This is a genomic window from Caballeronia sp. TF1N1, assembly GCF_022878925.1.
GTDB lineage: Bacteria > Pseudomonadota > Gammaproteobacteria > Burkholderiales > Burkholderiaceae > Caballeronia.
In genome coordinates this window covers 1,914,594-1,930,947 of sequence record NZ_CP084626.1, presented here as the reverse complement: position 1 = coordinate 1,930,947, position 16,354 = coordinate 1,914,594, and the positions used below count along the sequence as shown (strand labels likewise).

The following is a 16,354-nucleotide window of genomic DNA, read 5'->3' as shown; positions in this document are numbered from 1 at the left end:
GCGAAGGGTGCACGGTCGCACACTGGTGGCGCGCGCTCCATTAATACACGGTTTTCCATCGCTCGGCACGAGGAGCGAAAAGCCTTGCTGCACCAAATCGGTATAATTACGGTCTGCTTTCGCCGCGTGGACGACCGCGCGCGCTTCTTGTTACCGGGGACGGCCCCGTTCCTTCGAGGAAGTCACCTCATGTCCTGGATTCTTCTTTTTATCGCCGGTTTGCTCGAAGTGGCATGGGCCGCCGGGCTCAAGTCATCGGAAGGCTTTACGCGGCTTTGGCCGTCGTTGTTCACGCTGGTGACGGCCATCGGCAGCTTCGTCTTGCTTGCCATGGCCATGCGCCAGGTGCCGCTCGGCACCGCTTACGCTGTTTGGACGGGAATCGGCGCGGTCGGCGCGTTTATTTTCGGCATCGTATTTCTGGGCGAGGCGTTGACGGCGGCGCGTATCGGCAGCGCGGCGCTGATCGTCGCGGGGCTCATCGGACTCAAGCTCTCGTCCGGGCATTGACGCGCTGTTGCGCCGGCGCGACCGCAATGGTCGCCCGTGCGAGCGGCAGCGCACTTCGGGCGGCATTCGCCGGATGTCTTGCTGCACCGCTTCCTTTTGCATGGATATAATGGTCTGAAGGCATTTCCGATTTTCAGCAATCTCCGATTGCAGATAACATCACTCGGCGAGCCGCACCGTTTTATCTTTCCGCCTGCGTCACGAGGCTTTTTTCGATATCCTCGTTGATATGGGCGGCTTCTTCCGGCATCCGGGCCGGAAAGAAGCGACGTTCAGACCGGCGGACACGGTTGGCCGGGTTGCTGGCGCACCAAGGAGGCGGCAATGCTTGAGTCACTTTCGCTCGCTGCGGGCCTGTCATGGGCGAGCGGGTTGCGCCTGTATCTCACGGTCTTCATCGCGGGTCTGTTTGAACGCATCGGTCTCATCCATCTTCCTGATTCGCTCGCGGTGCTCGGTTCGCCGTGGGTGATCGGCGTGGCGGCGGTGCTCGCCGTCGTCGAATTTCTCGCCGACAAGATTCCCGCGCTCGATTCGCTGTGGGACGCCATTCACACGTTCATCCGCATTCCGGCGGGCGCCGTGCTTGCCGCCGGCACGCTCGGTCATGCCGATCCGGCCATGCTCACCATCGCGGCGCTGGCGGGCGGAACGCTTGCCGGCGCCTCGCATTTCGCCAAGGCGGGCACGCGCGCGCTGATCAATCTCTCGCCCGAACCGGTGTCGAACTGGGCGGCATCCGCGACGGAAGATATCGGCGTGCTGCTCGGCATCACGCTCGCGCTCTTCGTGCCGGTGCTGTTCCTCGTCATGCTGATTGCGTTCCTGGTCATCGCCGGTTGGGCGCTGCCGCGCCTCGTGCGCGGCGTGCACGGCGGCATATCGCGCATGGCCAAGCACATGCTGCCCGGCAGCGGCGCGCCGCAAACGTCGATCACGAGCCTGCGGAGCAAGCACGATTGAGCACCGCGGCGCGCAACGACTCCACTCCCTCCAAGGCCGCGCTCAAAGCCGACCGCACGCATCCTCCTGTCCGGCTCGATTTTCTGCAGACCGCGCGTCAGGCGTGGCGCATGACCGCGCGCGACTGGCGCGCGGGCGAGCTCACCATGCTGCTGCTCGCGCTGGTGCTGGCGGTGGCGGCGCTGTCGAGCGTCGGTTTTCTCTCCGACCGCATGCGTCAAGGGCTCGTGCGCGACGGCCGTCAGATGATCGCGGCGGACTTCGTCGTGCGCTCGGATCATCCCGTCGATGCGATGTTCACCGACCAAGCCAGGTCGCTCGGCCTCGAAACCGCCGGGACCACGATCTTCCCGAGCATGATCAGCTCGACCGCGGCGCAGCCCGCCTCGCGGCTCGCGGCGATCAAGGGCGTGACGCAAGGTTATCCGCTGCGTGGCGCGCTGCGTATCGCGTCGGCGCCCGGCAAGCCCGACGCGCCCGTCAACGGCATTCCCGCGCCCGGCACCGTCTGGGTCGATGCGTCCCTGCTCGATGCGCTGAAAACGCAGCCCGGCGGCACGGTGAAGGTCGGCACGCGCACGTTCAAGGTCGCGGGCATCATCACGCGCGAGATGGATCGCGGCTTTTCCTTCGTCAACTTCTCGCCGCGCCTCATGATGCGCGCCGATGAAATCGCCGCCACGGGATTGCTCGGCTACGGCAGCCGCGTGACTTACCGCTTGCTGGTCGCGGGACCGGATGCGCAGATCGAGCGCTTCGCGCAATTCGCCCGCGATAAGACCGACGGCGGCAAATTGCGCGGCGTCGGACTCGAATCGCTGTCGGACGGGCAGCCGCAAGTGCGGCAGACCATCGATCGCGCGAGCCACTTTCTCACGCTCGTTTCGCTGCTGACGGCGATGCTCGCGGCGGTAGCCATCGCCATGGCCGCGCATCGTTTTGCGCGGCGGCATCTCGACGGCTGCGCCACCATGCGTTGTCTGGGCGTCAGTCAGCGCACGCTGCGCGCGTTGTTTCTGAACGAATTCCTGGCGATCGGCGTGATCGGCAGCGCGCTTGGCGTCGTGCTCGGTTTCGGCGGCCATCTCGTGCTGCTGAACTGGCTGGGCTCGCTCGTCGATGTCGATTTGCCGCAGCCCTCCGTCTGGCCCGCGCTGCAAGGCATCGCGATGGGCCTCGTGCTGCTGCTCGGCTTCGCCCTGCCGCCGCTTTTGCCGCTCACGCGCGTGCCGCCTGTGCATGTGATCCGCCGTGAACTCGGCGATGCAAAGCGCGTCGCTTATGCGGCCTACGGCGTCGGCGTCGTGCTGTTCGCGGCGTTGCTCATCGTCGCGGCGGGCGAGTTAAAGCTCGGCGGCATCGTCGCGGGCGGATTCGCGGCCGGCCTCCTGATCTTCGGCGTGATCGCGCGCGCGGCGTTGTGGGCGGCGGCGCGCTTCGTGCGGCGGGAAAAGAGCCGCGCGGGCGTGGGCTGGCGTTATGCGCTGGCGTCGCTCGAACGGCGCAGCGGCGCGAGCGCGTTGCAGATCACGGCGCTTGGCATCGGCCTCATGTGTTTGTTGCTGATAGCGATGACGCGCGACGACCTTATCAAGGGCTGGCGCGCCGCCACGCCGCCGGATGCGCCCAACGAGTTTCTCATCGACATCCAGCCGGATCAGCGCGAAGGCGTGCTCGCGTATCTGCATGGGCATGGCCAACCCGATGCCGCGCTCTCGCCGATGGTGCGCGCGCGTCTCGTCGCCATCAATGGCAAGGCGGTAAATCCGGACAGCTACGACAAGCCGGATGCAAAACGGCTCGTCGATCGCGAATTCAATCTTTCTTACACCACTGAATTGCCGGGCGATAACCGCGTGACGCAGGGCACGTGGTTCGGCAAGAACGCGCAGCCGGCGGTGTCGATAGAAGAGGGCATCGCGAAAACTATTCGCGTGAAGATGGGCGACACGCTGCGTTTCGATGTCGCCGGCATGCCGGTCGAGGCGCCGGTGACGAGCGTGCGCAAGGTCGACTGGAATTCGTTCAAGGTCAACTTTTTCGTGCTGATGCCGCCCGAGACGCTGGCCGACCTTCCCGCGACGTTCATCACGAGTTTTCATCTGCCGCCGGAACAGGCGCGCACCATCGACGGCCTCGTCGCCGCCTATCCGAACGTGACCGCCATCGATACCGCGCCGATCCTCGCGCAGATTCAGCGCACGCTCGACCAGGTGATCGGCGCGGTGCAGTTCCTGTTCATCTTCACGCTCGCGGCCGGCGTGCTGGTGCTTTATGCGGCGCTTGCCGGCACGCGCGACGAACGCATGCGCGAGTCGGCGCTATTGCGGGCTTTGGGCGCATCGCATCGGCAGATTCGTTCGGTGCAGGTCGCTGAGTTCGTCGCGGTCGGCGCGTTGTCCGGCCTGATGGCGGCGCTCGGTGCGCAGGGCATCGGTTACGTGCTTGCATCGCGCGTGTTCGAGTTTCATATCGAGTTCAACCCGTGGCTCGTGCCGGTTGGCATCGTCGCGGGCGTTGCTTGCGCGGCGCTCGGCGGCTGGATGAGCCTGCGGCGCGTGCTGGCGCGTCCGGCCTTGCAATCGCTGCGCGACGCCTGAGTTTTCTGTTGTCCAAAAGCAATGAGCGAAGTCAATTCCCAACCTTCCGACGATGAAGTCCAAAAGCCCACGCCGTTCGAACTGATCGGCGGCGAGGAACGTCTGCGCGCGATGGTCGATCGCTTTTACGATCTGATGGACCTCGAACCCGAATTCGCGGGCTTGCGCGCGCTGCATCCGCCGACACTCGACAACTCCCGCGACAAGACCTTCTGGTTTCTGTGCGGCTGGATGGGCGGACCGGATCACTACATCAGCCGCTTCGGCCATCCGCGTTTGCGGGCGCGGCATATGCCGTTCGCCATTGCAACGGCCGAGCGCGATCAATGGTTGCGCTGCATGGCGTGGGCGATGCAGGACATCGGCCTCGACGAGCCTTTGCGCGAGCGCCTTCTCACCTCTTTCTTCGATACCGCCGACTGGATGCGCAACCGGCCCGGCTGATTCGCGCGCTTTTGTATCGGTCCAAGGCAGCGGCGCGTGCGGCATGATCTGCGGAACGGCTTTTTGCCGCCCCACGAAATATCGCAAGGACAAGACATGAGCACACGCGCACTCTTTCGCGAGGACGCTTATCGCACACAGTGCGAGGCGAGCGTCACGGCTATCGACGAAATGGGCATCCACCTCGATCAAACCGTGTTTTATCCGCTCGGCGGCGGCCAGGCCGGCGATGCGGGCACGCTGACGCTTGCCGACGGCACGAAGATCGTCATCGCCGACACGCGCAAGGCGAAGTTCGAAGGCGCCACGCCCGACGACGCCGTGCATGTGCCCGCGCCCGGCCAAGAAGAAGCGCTTTCGCTTTTGAAGGTTGGCGACAGAGTGAGCGCGGAGATCGACTGGGAGCGGCGGTATCGGCATATGCGGCTGCATACGGCGAGTCATCTGATGTGCGCGGTACTGCCGTATCCGGTGGATGGATGCAGTATCACGAGAGACTATGCGCGCCTCGACTTCGCGACGGTCGAGCCTATCGAACGTGAGCGCGTGGAAGCGCGTCTGGCGGAACTGATCGGCGGCGCGCACGACGTGAATACCGAATGGATCACCGACGACGAGATGACCGCGCGCCCTGAACTCGTCCGCACGATGAGCGTAAAGCCGCCGATGGGCCTTGGCCGCGTGCGCCTGTTGCGCATCGAAAACGTGGATTTGCAGCCATGCGGCGGCACACATGTGCGTAATACGGGCGAGATCGGCGGCTTGCGGATTGCAAAGCTGGAGAAGAAGAGCGCGCGCACGCGGCGACTGGTGCTGGAGCTGGTTTGAACGCGCGAGCGGAAGCACTCGATCCGCGCGCGAGCGCGATACTCGAATTCTGGTTCGGCGCGGTCGGCTCGCCTGAGGCCGGGACGGAACGCAAGCTGTGGTGGAAAAAGAAGCCTGCCTTCGATGCGCAGATCAGCGAGCGTTTCGGCGCGGTGCTCGAAGAAGCGCTGTCGGGCGGTTTGCGTGAATGGGAGCGCACGCCTTCGGGTGCGCTTGCGCTGATCGTGCTGCTCGACCAGTTTTCGCGCAATTGTTATCGGCATACGCCGCGCGCGTTTGCGGGCGACGAGCGTGCGTTGGCGTTGGCGAAAGCGCTGGTCGATTCCGGCGATGATTTGCGCTTGGCCGATGCATACCATCGTGCGTTTGCGTATATGCCATTCGAGCATGACGAGACGATGGAAAGCCAGCTTCGCGCGGTTGAATTGTTTGGGAAATTAGAGCAAGAAGAGGGCGTGACGAGCTTCCATGAATCGGCGATGAAGCATGCGGAAGTCATCGAACGATTCGGGCGCTTTCCGCATCGCAACCGAATTTTGGGCAGGCCGACGACGAAGGACGAAGAAACGTGGCTGACGACCCGCGGCGGCTTTTAGAGGGAGGCGAACCCGATGATTGCGCGCAGCGAGTCAGAAAGGCGTGGCTAGGAGGTCCGAAGAGCATTAAGACCAGTAGTCAATGTGAGTGCTCGAGTAGAACCGCGCAAAGACAAGGCTTCCCACCAGCGGGCCGCAAAGAAGGTCATCAGCTGCGGAGAGGTGACAAAAAAATTCGCAGACAACGGCCCATTGCAGGGCAAGCGCTCGAAGAGAATCATCAGCTGCGAACGACTACGAGCGTGAGAAAGGGGAAGTGCTCAAAGGGTTTGTGGTAAATAGCGGGGAACCAGTTGTGCTTCAGAAGCCGGTTCCTAAGCTGCTTTCTTTGGTGACTTTCTTTGCAGCAGCAAAGAAAGTTACCCCTCCGCCGGGGAGGCGGCTACTGAACAAAACGCAGCAAAAGAAAAAAAGAAAGCACTCACCGCCCACCGGCGACATCGATCAAAGCCCCGGTGACATAAGAAGCGGCATCGGAGAGTAGCCAGACGATAGCCTCGCCGACTTCATCGGCGGACCCGGCGCGCCCGATAGGCGTCTGCCCACCCAGCACCTGAGCCCGATCGGGCTTACCACCACTAGCGTGAATCTCGGTCTCGATGAGACCTGGCCGAATGGCATTGACCCTCACCCCTTCGCGCCCGAGCTCTTTGGAAAGCCCGATGGTGAGTGTATCGATAGCCCCTTTGGAAGCCGCATAATCGACATACTCCCCCGGGCCGCCTAATCTGGCGGCCGCCGAAGAAACATTCACGAGCGCCCCGCCCTTGCCACCACGCGAAGTGGAAAGCCGCCGCGCCGCTTCACGAGCGCAAAGAAACGCGCCGAGCACATTGGTATCGAAAATACGTTTCATGCGCTCGATATCCATGTCCGCGAGCATGGAGCCGGGCGCGACGATGCCCGCGTTATTCACCACGCCACCGAGCTTGCCGAACGCCTTCTCGGTGGCATCGAACATCGCGATGATCGCCGCCTCGTCGCACACGTCGCCCTGAATGGCGATCGCCTTGCCGCCAGCGGCTTGCACCGCGGCGACGGTTTCATCGGCGGCACTGGCGTTATTCGCATAGTTCACGCCGACCGACCAGCCGCGCGCGCCCGCGAGCAGCGCTGCCGAGCGGCCGATGCCGCGGCTCGCGCCCGTAATCAGGATGACTTTGGACATCGTGTCGACCGTTAGGGATGGATCAAACCGCGTCGCGCTTTTCGTTCCACTTGTCGAGCGTGCGCGGCGTGTAGTGCTGCAGCTTCGTGATCATCTCGCCGGGCTCGCGCGCAATCTGTATGAGCTCTAGATACTGCTCGCGCATGAAGCCTTCGTCGACGGTATGGCGCAACATGGCCATGAGCGGGTCGTAATAGCCGTTCACGTCCAGCAGGCCAACAGGCTTCTGATGATAACCAAGCTGCGCCCACGTGAACACTTCGAAAAATTCCTCGAAAGTGCCGACACCACCGGGCATCGCGACGAACGCGTCCGCGAGATCGGCCATGCGCTTCTTGCGCTCGTGCATGTCGGGCACGACGATCAGTTCCGTGAGGTCCGTATGGCCCACTTCCTTCGCAAGCAGCAACTCTGGAATGACGCCGATTGCGCGTCCGCCGGCGGCGAGCACTTCATCGGCGATCAGGCCCATCAAACCGACGCGGCCGCCGCCATACACGAGCGAAAGGTTGGCCTCGACGAGCGCGCGGCCGAACGCCTTGGCCGCTTCGGCATATACAGGGCGGGCTCCGCTCGCGGAGCCGCAATAGACACAAACAGCCTTCATTATCGGGAATCCTTCGGTGTTACGTTCTTCGGCGCACCCGGCGGCGCTTCCTCGCGCGGCGGCAGGAAGTCGGCGTACTGGCGCTTCGGCAGTTTACCGGACACGAGGTCGTCGAAGAGCTGGCGCGATCGTCCGCGAAGATACGGCGCCATGATCGAAATGATATGCAGACTCGCCTGGTGCAACTCCGTGCGGATCGCTTCCTGATCGTTGTACTTGCGCGGGTTCATCACGTACTGATACGAAAGCCAGTAGGTCGAGATCACGCCCATATTGGTCGCGATGACCTCGATCTCCGCGGGCGTCGCGACCATTTCCTGATCGGCGACGAGCGCTTCGCATAGCTGGCTGGCAAAGCGCACCTTGTGCGTGATGATCTGCTTGAAGTGCGTTTCGAGCGTGCGATTGCGCGCGAGCAGATCGTTCAGATCGCGATAGAGAAAGCGATACGCCCACAGGAAATCGGCCATGTACTGTAAGTACGACCACATTTCATCTATGGTCGGACGATGATCGTCCGGGAACTTCAGGCGCTTCTGAATCTGCTGCTCGAATTGCGCGAAGATGCTGTTGATGATGTCGTCTTTGTTCCGGAAATGGTAGTACAGATTACCTGGACTAATTTCCATTTCCTCGGCGATCGTCGTGGTAGTGACGTTCGGCTCGCCGATATCGTTGAACAACTTCAGCGACAGCTCGAGAATCCGTTCGCGGGTACGGCGGGGAGGTTTGGCTTCCATGTCGTCCGACCTTGGCTTCCGGTGGCGGCGCTCGAAACTCCAAAACGTTCGCGCGACCGGTTTCCGTTGCTATTTTTGAGAATGTCGGACGATTATAAACCGGTCGTTCGGCGCGACAGTGCTGCGTTTCAGGTGACATTCATCTTTTATGGGATACGAGCGAGCCAATTCGACACGACCGGCCAGAGAATCAACGCCCACGTAATGAGGCAAACGCCGAGCGCGACCATCACGGCCGCGCTGCCGAAATCCTTCGCGCGCTTCGAGAGTTCGTGACGTTCGAGCGAGATGCGGTCGATAGCCGCTTCCACGCTCGAATTGAGCAATTCGACGATCAGCACGAGCAGCACGGATGCGATCAGCGCCGCGCGCTCGACGGGCGCCACCGGCACGAAAAGACTGCATGGCAGAAGAATCGCGGCGAGCGTGAGTTCCTGACGAAACGCGCTTTCCTCGCGAATGGCGACGCGAAAACCGTTGAGCGAGTTCTTCATCGCGTGCCAGGCGCGCGTGAAGCCGCGATTACCCTTATACGGGTTGAAGGGCAGCGGCGCGAGCGGATCGTCGGGACCTAGCGGTTCGTTTTCCTCATTGGCTTCGACGTCGCCATCGCGCTTGGACTCGAGCGGACGAGGCGCCGCACGGGCGTGAGCTTCGGCGCGTTGCTCGGCGAGCCTCTTTCGCGTCATGCGGCCGCCCGGTCGGTGCTCGGCGCGCGCGGTTCGACCTGGCGCAAATGCGAGGCGAACTGCTCGGAGGCCGCGCGCCACGAGAAGCGCTCGGCCCACGCGCGGGCATCGGCGCGTTCGATCTTGAGCGCTTGCAGACAGGCTTCGTGCAGATCTTCATGGAGCGCGCCGGGACCGTGTTCACCTAGTACATCGATTGGACCGGTGACCGGATACGCGGCGACCGGTGTGCCGCAGGCCATCGCTTCGAGCAGCACGAGGCCGAAGGTATCGGTGCGGCTCGGGAACACGAAGACATCGGCGGCCGCGTAGACCTTCGCCAGTTCCGTCTGCGAGAGCACGCCGAGATAGTTGACGTTCGTATAGCGCGACTTCAGTTCCGCGAGCGCCGGTCCTTCGCCCGCGACCCACTTCGAGCCGGGCAGATCGAGCTTCAGAAACGCTTCCACGTTCTTTTCCACGGCCACGCGCCCGACGTACAGAAAGATGGGCCGCGCGGTGTTGAGCACCTTCGAGTCCATCGGATGAAAGATGTCCAGATCGACGCCACGCGTCCACAGCACGACGTTGGTGAAGCCGTACTGTTCCAGGTCGTGCTTGACGACCGGAGTAGGCGCCATCACCGCCTGCGAATGCCGATGAAACCAGTGCAGAAACCGATAAGTCATGGCGAGCGGAATACCGAAGCGCGCTTTCACGTACTCGGGAAAACGCGTGTGATAAGCGGTCGTGAACGGCAGTTTGTGACGCAGCGCATAGGCACGCGCCGACATGCCGAGCGGGCCTTCGGTCGCGATATGCAGCGCGTCCGGCGCGAATTCGTCGATACGCTTCGCCACGTGCCGGCCCGGCATCAATGATAGGCGAATCTCGGGATAAGTCGGACACGGAATGGTTCTGAACTCGAGCGGCGTGAGCAATTCCACGCGATGCCCGAGGCCCGTGAGTTCGCGGCTCGTCTGCGTAAGCGTGCGCACGACGCCATTGACCTGCGGCTCCCATGCATCGGTGACGATCATGATTTTCATCGGATTTCGGCTCGGGTGAGGATGCGGTTCAGACGGTGGCGCGCACGCGGTTCGGTTGCGCTTCCGGGGAGTGCATGACGGTCCAGTAGACGATCTTCAGTTCGCCGTCTTGGGTCTCGACGAGCGCGGAGAGGCTCTCCACCCAGTCGCCGTCGTTGCAATAGAGAATGCCGTCGATATCGCGTATCTCGGCCTTGTGGATATGCCCGCACACCACGCCATCGCAGCCGCGGCGGCGAGCTTCGTCGGTCATGACCCGTTCGAACTGCGAAATGAAGTTGACCGCGTTTTTGACCTGATGCTTGAGATACTGCGAGAGCGACCAGTAGTCGAAGCCGAGCTTCGTGCGCACGCGATTGAACCAGCGGTTGAGCAGCAGGATCATCGTGTAGGCGGTGTCGCCGAGATAGGCGAGCCATTTCGCGTGCTGGATCACGCCGTCGAAGAGATCGCCGTGCACGATCCAAAGACGCTTGCCCGCGAGCGTCGTATGGAAGGCTTCGCCGCGCACGTGGATGTCGCCGAACGCGAGATCGCAGTACTGGCGCGCGGCTTCGTCGTGATTGCCGGGGATATAGACGACTTGCGTGCCCTTGCGCGCCTTGCGCAAGATTTTCTGAATGACGTCGTTGTGCGCCTGCGGCCAGAACCAGCCTTTCTTCAGTTGCCAGCCATCGATGATGTCGCCGACGAGATACAGATACTCCGACTCGTTGTGGCGCAGAAAATCGAGCAGATAGGGCGCCTGGCAGCCGCCAGAGCCCAAATGGATGTCCGACAGCCAGATCGCGCGATAGCGTTGAGGCGCACTGGAGGATTCGCTGTCGTCGTCGACGCCCGGGTTCGCCGGCAGCGGCAGGGCGGTTTCATGCGTCGCGCCGCGCAGGTCGGCGCTCCGAAAACGATAAGCGGAAGACGCTTCGATTGCCTGCGTGACGGTCGAGTGGAAGGTCATGGGCTCGCGTATCGGGTTTCGATATGCGCATTGCGCCATGCGGCCGTGACCGAGCCGTGACAGTCACGAGAAGTTCTTATTACTTGTAGGGAGCCGGCGCCGTGATGATGCGCGTGCCAGCCAGGCGATCGTGCAGAAACTGCCGCGCCGGATCGAGCCGGACGGCGGCCGCCCACAGCGCGATCCAGGCCGCGAACACGGCGAGCGTCTGCGGCACGGCGAGCCCGAGCAGCGGATGCAGCGCGAGCGGCGGCAGGAACCACAGCCACGCGAGCGCATAGCGCGCGAGCGCCCGGCCAGGCGTGACGGGCTCACCGTGGGCGTCGACCAATTTGAGGCGCCAGGTTTTCATTGGCAGCGTCTGGCCGCCGTGCGTCCAGAACCACACGAAATACGCGGCGAGCACGAGACCGATCCACGTCATCAGCCAGTTGTGATGCGTAAGGCCGTTTTTCTGCTGGGTGAGCGTGCTGAACAAATATCCGGAGATGAACACCACGCCGAACAGAATGACGCCTTCGTAGACCATCGTCGCGAGCCGGCGGCGCAGCGTGGGCGCGTAAAGCGGCGAGAGAGGCGTGGTGGTGGAAGCGGACGCGCTCATGAGCCGTTGTACATGGAAGGCGCTTGCTGCGGGGAGACGGGAATCGGCGTTGCCGGCACGACGCTCGCGGCGTTGGGAATCGCGGGCGTGGCGGGCGAGGCGGTTGAGGTGGAAGAAGGCGATGCAGCCGGCGCACCGGAGCCGCCTTCGGCATGTCCCGCGCCGTGGCCTTGCTCGCGCGCGGCCACGAGCCGGTTGATGTCCTTCACTTCGCTCTTGCCGGTCGGCGGCGCGCTAACGACCGTGGGACGGCGCGTGCGCTCGGTGGCGGCGAGCTTTTTCTTCTGCTCTTCGGAAAGCTTCTGGTAAGCATCCCACGCCTTTTCGCGATTCTCCGGCGCGACGGACTTTGAAACCTGATAGTTCTCGCGCGCGACTTTGCGCTGGTCCGGCGTCATGCGCGTCCATTCCTCCATGCGCTGATGCAGACGCTTTTGCGCCTCGGGCGACATGCGGTGATAGCGCGATGCGATCTTCAGCCACTTTTGCTTGCGCTCTTCGCTGAAGGAATCCCATTGCGTGGAGAACGGCGCGAGCGCGACGTGCTGCGCTTCGGTGAGACGATTCCACGAGAGCGGACTGCCGGAAGAGAGCGCCGACAGCGAAAGGCCGGAATCGGCGCCCGAACTTGCGCCGTTGGGCGCGGCGGCGGTCGAGAGCAAGGCGGCGGTGGCTGGGTAAAAGCGCGGATAAGTCGCGGCGAATGCGACCAGACTCGCAATCGCGCAACTAAAGACAATCGCGAGACCGCGCTTGTAACTCACCCGAAAACTCCCCGCCAGGTCTGATGTCAGTTGAAAGATTCGACAATACGCGTCAGTGATTACGCGTCAAATATGCGTTGAAGCCGTGGTCGAGATAGGCGTCGAGCGGCAAGCTGTCGGAGAGCATGGCCGCGTCGATGTCGGCGAGTTCGGCACGGCGCTCCTGATCTTCCCAGTAAGCGATGCCAGCCAGACCGATAGCCAGCGCGCACACCGGCCACACGAGGCCGAAGCCGCCGAGCCGCGCGAACAGGCCCTTCGGCCCTCGCGTCTCGGAGCCGTCGTGCCCCGCGCCGCCCGCCGAGAGGCTCGCGCCTGCTCCGGCCAAAGCCGGCGTGAACGCGGGCGCGGTCATGGCGACCTTCTCCGGCTTTTTGCGCGCGATAGCAGCCCGGCGCGCCTCGGCGAGCCGATCGACCGCGGCGGCCGGAATAGTCGATGTACTTTCGTCCAGCGCGCGAACTACCTTCAGCGCGAACTCGTTTTCCTTTGAATCAAGAACGGAACTCATAGCGTGATCCCTTTGGCTTTCAGGGCGTGCGCGAGGGCGTGCGTGGCGCGTGAACAATGCGTTTTGACGCTGCCCTCGGAGCAGCCCATGGCGGCGGCCGTCTCTGCGACATCCATATCTTCCCAGTAACGCATGAGAAAGGCTTCTCGTTGACGTGCCGGCAATTTCTGGATTTCCGCGTCGATCAGGTTGAGTACCTGTTCGCGTTCCAGTTTGTTCTCGCTGCTCTCGCTGCCGAGTGCGCCGTCTTGCGATTCGAAGGATTCGAGCGGGTCGAACTCGTCGTCGTCCGCGTTTCCGAAGGACGAAAAGAGGCTGACCCACGTGTTCCGCACCTTCTGGCGACGGAAATAGTCGTGCGTCGCATTCTGGAGGATACGCTGGAAAAGCAGCGGAAGCTCGGAAGGCGGCTTGTCACCGTATTTTTCCGCCAGTTTGATCATGGCGTCCTGCACGATGTCCAGCGCCGCGTCGTCGTCGCGGACGGTGTACACGGTCTGTTTGAACGCGCGTCGTTCGACGCCCGCCAGGAAATCGGCAAGTTCCTTGTCTGATGCCATCCGTTGGGAGCCCGGCGCAACGAATTTGCGTCGAAAGGGATCGTGGGTTCTAGGAAAACCTGCGGATGCTAGCAAATTTTCGCCACGCCGGGAGGATTTGGGACGATTTGTTGCCCGATTTACGTACTCGCTGCTCCAAGCGTCAAACGTTGTGCTAAATCTGAGCTTTTTCCGAAACGCGTCGGATCGGAGATTTCCGAAACTTTTTTCTTGACCCGTTGCGCGCGTCGGGCTACATTTTCCGACTCGCATCATAAAGTGAAATGTCTGCTTTGAGGCGAGCCCAAGAAGCACGCCAGTCAATTCAAGACGCGCCGCTTGAACCCGAGCCACAAGCCCGGCAGAGAGCACCCGATCAATTTTTTGCCGAAAATTCGAAAGGTGATGAATGAACATGCCCAGCGCGGAATTCTCCACGTCGGATACGACTCCCCCTCACGAAGCTGACTCCATCGGCGGCACCGTGCTCATGCGCGCGCTCGCTGACGAGAAGGTCGAGTTCATTTGGGGCTATCCCGGCGGCTCGGTACTCTACATCTACGACGAGCTGTACAAGCAGGACCAGATCCAGCACATTCTCGTGCGCCACGAACAGGCCGCCGTACACGCCGCCGACGCCTATGCGCGCTCGACCGGCAACGTGGGCGTGTGCCTCGTGACTTCCGGCCCCGGCGTCACCAATGCGGTGACGGGTATTGCCACGGCCTATATGGATTCCATTCCGCTCGTCATCATCAGCGGGCAGGTTCCGACTGCGGCCATCGGCCTCGACGCGTTCCAGGAGTGCGACACCGTCGGCATCACGCGGCCCTGCGTCAAGCACAACTTCCTCGTGAAGGACGTGCGCGATCTCGCCGCCACCGTCAAGAAAGCGTTCTACATTGCTCGCACGGGTCGCCCCGGTCCGGTGCTGATCGACATTCCGAAGGACGTGTCGAAGGCGCCGTGCAAGTACGAACCGCTGAAGAGCGTGTCGCTGCGTTCGTATAACCCGGTGACGAAGGGCCACTCCGGCCAGATCCGCAAGGCGGTGCAACTGCTGCTTTCGGCCAAGCGCCCGTACATCTATACCGGCGGCGGCATCATTCTCGCGGATGCATCGCGCGAGCTGAACCAATTCGCCGATTTGCTGGGTTATCCGGTCACCAACACGCTGATGGGTCTGGGCGGTTACCGCGCGAGCGACAAGAAATTCCTCGGCATGCTCGGCATGCATGGCACGTACGAAGCCAACATGGCCATGCAGAACTGCGACGTGCTGATCGCCATTGGCGCGCGCTTCGACGACCGCGTGATCGGCGACCCGGCGCACTTCGCATCGTCGCCGCGCAAGATCATCCACATCGACATCGATCCTTCGTCCATTTCCAAGCGCGTGAAGGTGGACATTCCCATCGTCGGCGACGTGAAGGAAGTGCTGAAGGAGTTGATCGAGCAGTTGCAGACGGCGGAACACGGCCCGGACACGCAGGCGCTCAAGTCTTGGTGGGACCAGATCGAAGGCTGGCGCTCGAAAGACTGCCTCGCTTACGACCGCAAAAGCGAGATCATCAAGCCGCAATATGTCGTCCAGAAGCTGCATGAATTGACCGACGGCAACGCCTTCGTCTGTTCGGATGTCGGCCAGCATCAGATGTGGGCCGCGCAGTTCTATCCGTTCAACAAGCCGCGCCGCTGGATCAACTCGGGCGGTCTCGGCACCATGGGCTTCGGCTTGCCGGCAGCCATGGGCGTGAAGATGGCCTTTCCCGACGAGGAAGTGGTCTGCATCACGGGCGAAGGCTCCATCCAGATGTGCATTCAGGAGCTCTCGACGTGCAAGCAATACAACACGCCCGTCAAGATCATCTCGCTCAACAACCGCTATCTCGGCATGGTGCGCCAGTGGCAGCAGATCGAATACAAGAAGCGCTATTCCAGTTCCTACATGGACGCGCTGCCTGACTTCGTGAAGCTCGCCGAAGCGTATGGGCATGTCGGCATTCGCGTCGAAAAGACCGCGGACGTCGAGCCGGCGCTGAAGGAAGCGCTGCGCCTGAAAGATCGCACCGTATTTCTCGACTTCCAGACCGATCCCACCGAAAACGTATTTCCCATGGTGCAAGCAGGCAAGGGCATCACGGAAATGCTGCTCGGCTCGGAAGATCTATAACGCGGCTTTGACTCGCGAGGCCCGGGCGCACCCGTCTTCACAAAGGACGAGCGCCGCGCACGGGTTTTTCGAAGCAGACGCCAACTGGATAAACCTCGGGAAAAGACATGAAACACATCATCTCCGTACTGCTGGAAAACGAACCGGGCGCGTTATCGCGTGTCGTCGGGCTCTTTTCCGCGCGCGGCTACAACATTGAAACGCTGACGGTGGCGCCGACCGAAGACAGTTCGCTGTCGCGGCTGACCATCGTCTCGATTGGCTCGGACGACGTGATCGAACAGATCACGAAGCACTTGAACCGCCTGATCGAGGTGGTGAAAGTGGTCGACCTGACAGAGGGCGCCCACATCGAGCGCGAGCTGATGCTCATCAAGGTAAGAGCGGTCGGCAAGGAACGCGAAGAGATGAAGCGCATGGCGGATATCTTCCGTGGCCGCATCATCGACGTGACCGAAAAGACCTACACGATGGAACTGACGGGCGCATCCGACAAACTCGACGCGTTCATTCAGGGGCTCGACGCCACGGCCATTCTGGAAACGGTTCGCACGGGCAGTTCCGGCATCGGCCGGGGCGAGCGCATTCTGAAGGTTTAAACCTACACTCATTTCGACTAGTTTTCTCTGCCTGCG

Annotated in this window: 18 protein-coding genes; 8 read left to right on the top strand and 10 right to left on the bottom strand. The window is 62.3% G+C overall.

What is annotated here, in order from left to right; genetic code table 11:
- Nucleotides 1–189 precede the first annotated feature (189 nt).
- From sugE to LDZ28_RS08925, 6 genes are all read left to right on the top strand, one after another.
- Nucleotides 190–510 carry a quaternary ammonium compound efflux SMR transporter SugE gene (sugE, locus tag LDZ28_RS08950; protein WP_244825652.1) on the top strand — a complete coding sequence of 107 codons (321 nt, stop codon included), beginning with the start codon at nt 190–192 and terminating at the stop codon, nt 508–510.
- 324 nt (nt 511–834) lie between these two features.
- A complete protein-coding gene (locus LDZ28_RS08945; protein ID WP_244825650.1) occupies nt 835–1,473 on the top strand; it encodes a DUF4126 domain-containing protein in 639 nt (212 codons plus the stop codon).
- A gap of 110 nt (nt 1,474–1,583) precedes the next feature.
- Nucleotides 1,584–4,073, top strand: a complete 2,490-nt coding sequence (locus tag LDZ28_RS08940) for an ABC transporter permease (RefSeq protein ID WP_244828072.1) — start codon at nt 1,584–1,586, stop codon at nt 4,071–4,073.
- A 21-nt stretch (nt 4,074–4,094) separates the two neighbouring features.
- Nucleotides 4,095–4,517 carry a group II truncated hemoglobin gene (locus tag LDZ28_RS08935; RefSeq protein ID WP_244825648.1) on the top strand — a complete coding sequence of 141 codons (423 nt, stop codon included), beginning with the start codon at nt 4,095–4,097 and terminating at the stop codon, nt 4,515–4,517.
- A 96-nt stretch (nt 4,518–4,613) separates the two neighbouring features.
- Nucleotides 4,614–5,345, top strand: a complete 732-nt coding sequence (locus tag LDZ28_RS08930) for an alanyl-tRNA editing protein (protein ID WP_244825647.1) — start codon at nt 4,614–4,616, stop codon at nt 5,343–5,345.
- Nucleotides 5,342–5,941 carry a DUF924 family protein gene (locus LDZ28_RS08925; protein WP_244825645.1) on the top strand — a complete coding sequence of 200 codons (600 nt, stop codon included), beginning with the start codon at nt 5,342–5,344 and terminating at the stop codon, nt 5,939–5,941. Before LDZ28_RS08930 ends, LDZ28_RS08925 begins: the two co-directional genes overlap by 4 nt.
- 421 nt (nt 5,942–6,362) lie before the next feature.
- Here LDZ28_RS08925 and LDZ28_RS08920 read toward each other — a convergent pair whose 3' ends face one another.
- The 10 genes from LDZ28_RS08920 to LDZ28_RS08875 all read right to left on the bottom strand — a co-directional run bounded on the left by LDZ28_RS08920 (nt 6,363) and on the right by LDZ28_RS08875 (nt 13,567).
- Nucleotides 6,363–7,109: an SDR family oxidoreductase gene (locus tag LDZ28_RS08920; protein ID WP_244825644.1), complete on the bottom strand. Its 747-nt coding sequence runs from the start codon at nt 7,107–7,109 to the stop codon at nt 6,363–6,365.
- Nucleotides 7,110–7,131: 22 nt separating this feature from the next.
- Nucleotides 7,132–7,716: a TIGR00730 family Rossman fold protein gene (locus tag LDZ28_RS08915; RefSeq protein ID WP_244825642.1), complete on the bottom strand. Its 585-nt coding sequence runs from the start codon at nt 7,714–7,716 to the stop codon at nt 7,132–7,134.
- A complete protein-coding gene (locus LDZ28_RS08910; RefSeq protein WP_244825640.1) occupies nt 7,716–8,456 on the bottom strand; it encodes a TetR/AcrR family transcriptional regulator in 741 nt (246 codons plus the stop codon). Before LDZ28_RS08910 ends, LDZ28_RS08915 begins: the two co-directional genes overlap by 1 nt.
- A 146-nt stretch (nt 8,457–8,602) precedes the next feature.
- The gene (locus tag LDZ28_RS08905; RefSeq protein WP_244825638.1) at nt 8,603–9,145 is read right to left on the bottom strand and encodes a diacylglycerol kinase; all 543 of its coding nucleotides are present in this window, start codon (nt 9,143–9,145) and stop codon (nt 8,603–8,605) included.
- Complete coding sequence (locus tag LDZ28_RS08900) at nt 9,142–10,173, bottom strand: glycosyltransferase family 1 protein (protein WP_244825637.1); 1,032 nt, start codon at nt 10,171–10,173, stop codon at nt 9,142–9,144. The genes LDZ28_RS08905 and LDZ28_RS08900 overlap by 4 nt, the downstream gene beginning before the upstream one ends.
- Before the next feature lie 28 nt (nt 10,174–10,201).
- Nucleotides 10,202–11,128 (bottom strand): UDP-2,3-diacylglucosamine diphosphatase, encoded by a 927-nt coding sequence (locus LDZ28_RS08895; RefSeq protein ID WP_244825636.1) that lies wholly within the window; start codon nt 11,126–11,128, stop codon nt 10,202–10,204.
- 79 nt (nt 11,129–11,207) lie between these two features.
- Nucleotides 11,208–11,732, bottom strand: a complete 525-nt coding sequence (locus LDZ28_RS08890; RefSeq protein ID WP_244825635.1) for an RDD family protein — start codon at nt 11,730–11,732, stop codon at nt 11,208–11,210.
- Entirely contained in the window at nt 11,729–12,496 is a 768-nt protein-coding gene (locus LDZ28_RS08885) for a DUF3106 domain-containing protein (RefSeq protein WP_244825634.1), read from the bottom strand. The genes LDZ28_RS08890 and LDZ28_RS08885 overlap by 4 nt, the downstream gene beginning before the upstream one ends.
- Nucleotides 12,497–12,548: 52 nt before the next feature.
- On the bottom strand, nt 12,549–13,007 hold the full coding sequence (locus LDZ28_RS08880; RefSeq protein ID WP_244825633.1) for a DUF3619 family protein: 459 nt from the start codon (nt 13,005–13,007) through the stop codon (nt 12,549–12,551).
- Nucleotides 13,004–13,567, bottom strand: coding sequence for an RNA polymerase sigma factor (locus tag LDZ28_RS08875; RefSeq protein WP_244825631.1), 564 nt, complete (start codon nt 13,565–13,567; stop codon nt 13,004–13,006). The genes LDZ28_RS08880 and LDZ28_RS08875 overlap by 4 nt, the downstream gene beginning before the upstream one ends.
- Nucleotides 13,568–13,955: 388 nt before the next feature.
- On the opposite strand from LDZ28_RS08875, the gene LDZ28_RS08870 reads away from it, so the two are divergent.
- Complete coding sequence (locus tag LDZ28_RS08870; RefSeq protein WP_244825629.1) at nt 13,956–15,719, top strand: acetolactate synthase 3 catalytic subunit; 1,764 nt, start codon at nt 13,956–13,958, stop codon at nt 15,717–15,719.
- Between the two features lie 107 nt (nt 15,720–15,826).
- Nucleotides 15,827–16,318, top strand: a complete 492-nt coding sequence (gene ilvN, locus LDZ28_RS08865) for an acetolactate synthase small subunit (protein ID WP_035939651.1) — start codon at nt 15,827–15,829, stop codon at nt 16,316–16,318.
- Nucleotides 16,319–16,354 lie beyond the last annotated feature (36 nt).